This window comes from Bacillus sp. 05T31, from assembly GCF_056396725.1.
The window spans coordinates 1-4,233 of the sequence record NZ_JBFTMA010000362.1; the positions used below are offsets into that span (position 1 = coordinate 1).

Here is a 4,233-nt window from a genome sequence, read left to right on the forward strand (position 1 = left end):
TAATTTGTACTCTGTCGCTTGCTTTTCCTCTGTCATAACTTCTTTTTCTACTACTTCTTCTGATGTTTCTTCTGCTTTTACTTCTGGAGTTGGCTCATTTAGTAAGGAAATAAGCTCCTTCGCCTCATCTTCTGTAATACCAGCTAGGCTTACTTCGGCATCATCGCCTCCGCCAGCTGTTTCGATTTGAATTTTCTTTAAACCGAGCATTTGATATAACACGTTTGAACTTGTATTAATCGTTTGGACACGTTCTTTATTTAAGTAGCTCTCCTTCTTCACAAAGAGCCCTTGTTTAACATGTAATACGTTATTTTCAACCCAGTATGTTGTGTAATACCATTTTTCAAACGCTGAAAAGACGGTGAGTAAACCGAATCCAGCGGGAATTAAATACCAAAATGGGAACTTTCCATTTAAACTAAACATGAAAATAAGTAATGGTATAAAATCTGTTATTTTTAATTCTAATAACATCGTAATGGGATGCTGCCTCTTATACATCCTCATCACTCACTTTCGCTAATTCTGCGATTTTCGTTTTCAACATTTCTGCTTCATACATCGTTAAGCCTGGGATGCTGTGAGAAGTTGCCGCTGTTGAAATATGTAATTCTGCTAATCCATGTTTTCTCATAATTGGTCCTTGTTCAATTGTAACGTGCTGTACACGAATCATYGGTACTAATACGCGCTTTACAACGAAAAGACCGTGCTGAATTTCAAGTTCTTCTTCATTTAGTTGGTAGCTATAATAACGCTGACGTAGTTTCGGGAATACAAAGTACGAAAATGGTGCTAGCGCAACTGTTAGCCCAACCATCACATACAAAATCCACGCCCACCAATCAAACTTTATCATGAGGAAAAGGTATACTAAGATGACGAGAATACCTATCCCTTCTTCAATTACAGCACGAACTTTCCACACCTTGACCATGTCAGGATGAATTTCATTTTTCAATGGATCCATGTAACCACTCCAAATCTATTAATCTAATATATGAATTGTCTCAATCTATATTTTACATAACTTTACAGAAAATTGAAATTCAATTATCTTTCTTCTCAGGAATAAAATATCCGAACCAAAGTAACCACACGAAACCGATTAATGCAAACCAACCTTTATCCGCTTGAAAAGCTTCAATCATACCTGGAATTTTATAAACGCCAATAAATCCAAGAAAACCGAGCCACCAGTTTTTTTGCATTTTCATCCTTATTCCCCCTTCATTACATTTTTCACATTTTGAATCCAAATTTCTTTATACTTTAACTGGAATCCTATTAATATGTAATTACTCATATTATCGATAACGAGCGCTAACGTATGCGCGTTTTCTTCTGTTCCATGTTGTGACACAACACCAAGTTCCACACCTTGCTTCAATAAATCGTGGAATCCATTTAAGAAATCTTCTTGTATTTCAAATAAGCGTTTCTGATACTTTTCATTTCGCGTCGCAGTTACGATGAATTCATTTATAACGCGTAATATGCCTTCTTGACCTCTATACTCCGACAACATATGTAAACCATCCGTAATTAACTTTTCTGCAAAGTTTTCTTTCGTATATTTTTCTATAACGAAGTAATTTGCGAAATGATACCCAGAAAAAATTTCTTCAAATAAAAAATCAACTAACGCTTCTTTAGACGGAAAATGATAATAAATAGCTGGCTTTGATATGCCAACTTCTTTTGCAATCATGGAAAGACTCATCTTCTCAATACCGTGCTCTGCCATTAGTTTAAATGATGCCTCTACAATGTTCTTCGATGTTTGTAAATTTTTTGTCATACTATACCTCACTTGTTTTTACTTACCGGTCGGTAAATAAATTGTAATATGAAAATGAATGATTTGCAAGTTAATTAGAGTTTTTGAAGGAACTTCTTGATGAACATAGAAAAATATAAAGTAAAAACAACGTATAACAATAAGGAGGCCATTCATATGGGATATGGCGGTAAAGGTGGTAGTGGTAGCGGCGGTGAAGATGGCAAAGATGGTAAGAGCGGTCGTAGTGGGCTTTTATTACTCATTCTGCTCTTTATCGTATTCATTATAATTGGAGCTAGTTATAGTGTGTTTAGCTTCTAAGAAAAGACACAATTCAGTTAGTTATAGTAGCGTAGAAAACTGAAACAGAGATTAAAATTTTCCTTCTTAAGGTTTCTTCACCAATAAGGGCACACAAAATAAAAAGCCCCGGTTATATTTAACAGCCAGCACTTTCTATTTTCAGTACTCTTATACTGTTTCAGCTATATTTCGCGCTCTGCCGCACACGTAAATCATTATTAATCATCCACAATAATATACGCTGTTCTAATTGGCCCATGCACACCTACGACAAGGTTCATTTCAATATCCGCGCTATTTGATGGACCAGAAACGAAGTTCACACAAGCCGGCAAGTTTTCTCCCGCTTTATTTTGATTATGGATCAGTTTTGTAGCTTGGGTTAATCTTGGTACAATCGTACTTTTAGGAACGATTGCAATATATGACTCCGGAAGAAGACTCACATGTCTTCCTTTTAACCCGTCATTAAATAGTACAACGGTTCCTGATTCCGCTAGAGTCATATCACTGAACGTAATGCCAAGGTCAGCAGCTTTCGCAAATTTTATGTCCTCTTCTTTATGATCTAATCCCCATGTACGAAAATGTGTTGTTCCTTCATTGCTGAAACATGGCGTAAGACCATACTCATTAAAGCGCTCATCATTCGAACATATAACAGATTTGATATTCCAACCTTTTATAAAAGACCCCAATGTTTCAACAAGATTTTCCTTTGTTGTTCGCTTTACTTCTGTATGAATCACTTCACAGTGCTCTATTAACTTTAATACAAGTTCATCTTGCGCCAGTCCGTCAAAAACATCCCACTGCGGGGAAAAAGACCAGTTCGGTTTTTTCACTGCTTCTGGACGTTTCCTACCAAGCTTTTTTGATAACTGTAGTAAAAATTCCTCACGATTTTGGATGGCCATCATTGTTCTCCTTTTCGTGTTTTTCAAACCACTCTCGAAACGGTTGTTTTTTCGGAACTGGAAAATCTCTCGCATCCGTCCAAGCTTTTAACGGCCCAATTCCACGCTCGATCTTATCCCCTTTTGCAAGAGGTTTTAATGCATACGGAGCGCTCTTCGCTGCAAAAGAAAATAGTCTAGGACTCTTCACCGCTTTTTCAAAACCTTTCATAGCCACGTTCCAAGCTACGGGTGATTGTTTTTCTTCTACAATGCGGCTGCGATGTTTAATTAATAAGTCGTGTAACGGGATTTTCACTGGACACGCTTCTGTACAAGCACCACAAAGGCTAGATGCATAAGGTAAATCCTTATATTCATCATATCCCCCTAAAAGCGGTGTCAACACAGCTCCAATTGGCCCTGGATAAATAGAGCCATATGCATGCCCACCAATATGCCTGTATACAGGACACACATTAATACATGCCGCGCAACGAATACACTGAAGAACACTTTGGAATTCTGTTCCTACAATATCGGAACGACCATTATCAACAATGACTAAATGAAATTCCTCAGGTCCATCTTCCCCACCAGGTTCAGTTAATCCTGTAATATAACTTGTTAACTTTTGTCCTACAGAACTTCGGCATAGAAGTGTTACTAAAACATCAAGCTCTTCCCATGTCGGAACAATACGTTCCATCCCCATAACTGTAATCAACGTTTTTGGAAGTGTCGTAGTAAGTCTTGCATTTCCTTCGTTTGCTACGATAGAAATTGACCCCGACTCTGCAACAGCAAAGTTACATCCAGTCACCCCTATATCCGCTGCAAAAAAATCATCACGTAAATAATCTCTTACAAACCTCGCCATTTCCGTAGGATCAGATGTTCCAGTGTAATCTAACTTTGTTTTAAATATTTCACAAATGTGTTCTTTATCTTTGTGAAGACACGGAACAACAATATGCGAGGGAGGATCGTGGTCGTTCACTTGTAGAATAAATTCAGCAAGATCTGTTTCTAACACTTCTGCTCCAGCTTCTTCAATCGCTTCATTTAAACTAATCTCTTCTGTTACCATCGATTTTGATTTCACAATTTTTTTCGMATTTTTCTTTTTTACAATCTCTTTTACATATTCCCTTGCGTCTTCTGCAGTCTTTGCGAAATAAACGAAACCACCGTTTTTTTCAATATTTTCACTTAGCTGATGTAAATAATAATCAAGGTTTTCTAATG

Annotated in this window: 7 protein-coding genes; 1 reads left to right on the plus strand and 6 read right to left on the minus strand. The window is 37.2% G+C overall.

Going from position 1 to position 4,233, the window contains the following annotated elements; genetic code table 11:
- From AC1DJR_RS19330 to AC1DJR_RS19345, 4 genes are all read right to left on the minus strand, one after another.
- Positions 1-504 (minus strand): PH domain-containing protein (locus tag AC1DJR_RS19330; RefSeq protein WP_477003270.1); only part of this gene is annotated, 504 nt, incomplete at its 3' end.
- On the minus strand, positions 497-973 hold the full coding sequence (locus AC1DJR_RS19335; RefSeq protein WP_429687807.1) for a PH domain-containing protein: 477 nt from the start codon (positions 971-973) through the stop codon (positions 497-499). The genes AC1DJR_RS19330 and AC1DJR_RS19335, both read right to left, overlap by 8 nt.
- A 79-nt stretch (positions 974-1,052) precedes the next feature.
- Positions 1,053-1,220, minus strand: a complete 168-nt coding sequence (locus AC1DJR_RS19340) for a hypothetical protein (RefSeq protein ID WP_180235384.1) — start codon at positions 1,218-1,220, stop codon at positions 1,053-1,055.
- A 2-nt stretch (positions 1,221-1,222) separates the two neighbouring features.
- Positions 1,223-1,804 (minus strand): TetR/AcrR family transcriptional regulator, encoded by a 582-nt coding sequence (locus AC1DJR_RS19345; RefSeq protein WP_429687806.1) that lies wholly within the window; start codon positions 1,802-1,804, stop codon positions 1,223-1,225.
- A 156-nt stretch (positions 1,805-1,960) separates the two neighbouring features.
- Here AC1DJR_RS19345 and AC1DJR_RS19350 point away from each other — a divergent pair, with 156 nt between their 5' ends.
- Positions 1,961-2,107: a YjcZ family sporulation protein gene (locus AC1DJR_RS19350; RefSeq protein ID WP_477003271.1), complete on the plus strand. Its 147-nt coding sequence runs from the start codon at positions 1,961-1,963 to the stop codon at positions 2,105-2,107.
- A 200-nt stretch (positions 2,108-2,307) separates the two neighbouring features.
- Here AC1DJR_RS19350 and AC1DJR_RS19355 read toward each other — a convergent pair whose 3' ends face one another.
- Both AC1DJR_RS19355 and AC1DJR_RS19360 read right to left on the minus strand, forming a co-directional pair.
- Positions 2,308-3,006: a LutC/YkgG family protein gene (locus AC1DJR_RS19355; protein WP_429687804.1), complete on the minus strand. Its 699-nt coding sequence runs from the start codon at positions 3,004-3,006 to the stop codon at positions 2,308-2,310.
- Positions 2,987-4,233 (minus strand): LutB/LldF family L-lactate oxidation iron-sulfur protein (locus tag AC1DJR_RS19360; RefSeq protein ID WP_477003272.1); only part of this gene is annotated, 1,247 nt, incomplete at its 5' end. The genes AC1DJR_RS19360 and AC1DJR_RS19355, both read right to left, overlap by 20 nt.

Bases quoted from the DNA above. Each gene is read 5' to 3' on its own strand.
- AC1DJR_RS19340 (WP_180235384.1), bottom strand. From the start codon at position 1,220: ATGAAAATGCAAAAAAACTGGTGGCTCGGTTTTCTTGGATTTATTGGC.
- AC1DJR_RS19345 (WP_429687806.1), bottom strand. From the start codon at position 1,804: ATGACAAAAAATTTACAAACATCGAAGAACATTGTAGAGGCATCATTT.
- AC1DJR_RS19350 (WP_477003271.1), top strand. From the start codon at position 1,961: ATGGGATATGGCGGTAAAGGTGGTAGTGGTAGCGGCGGTGAAGATGGC.
- AC1DJR_RS19355 (WP_429687804.1), bottom strand. From the start codon at position 3,006: ATGGCCATCCAAAATCGTGAGGAATTTTTACTACAGTTATCAAAAAAG.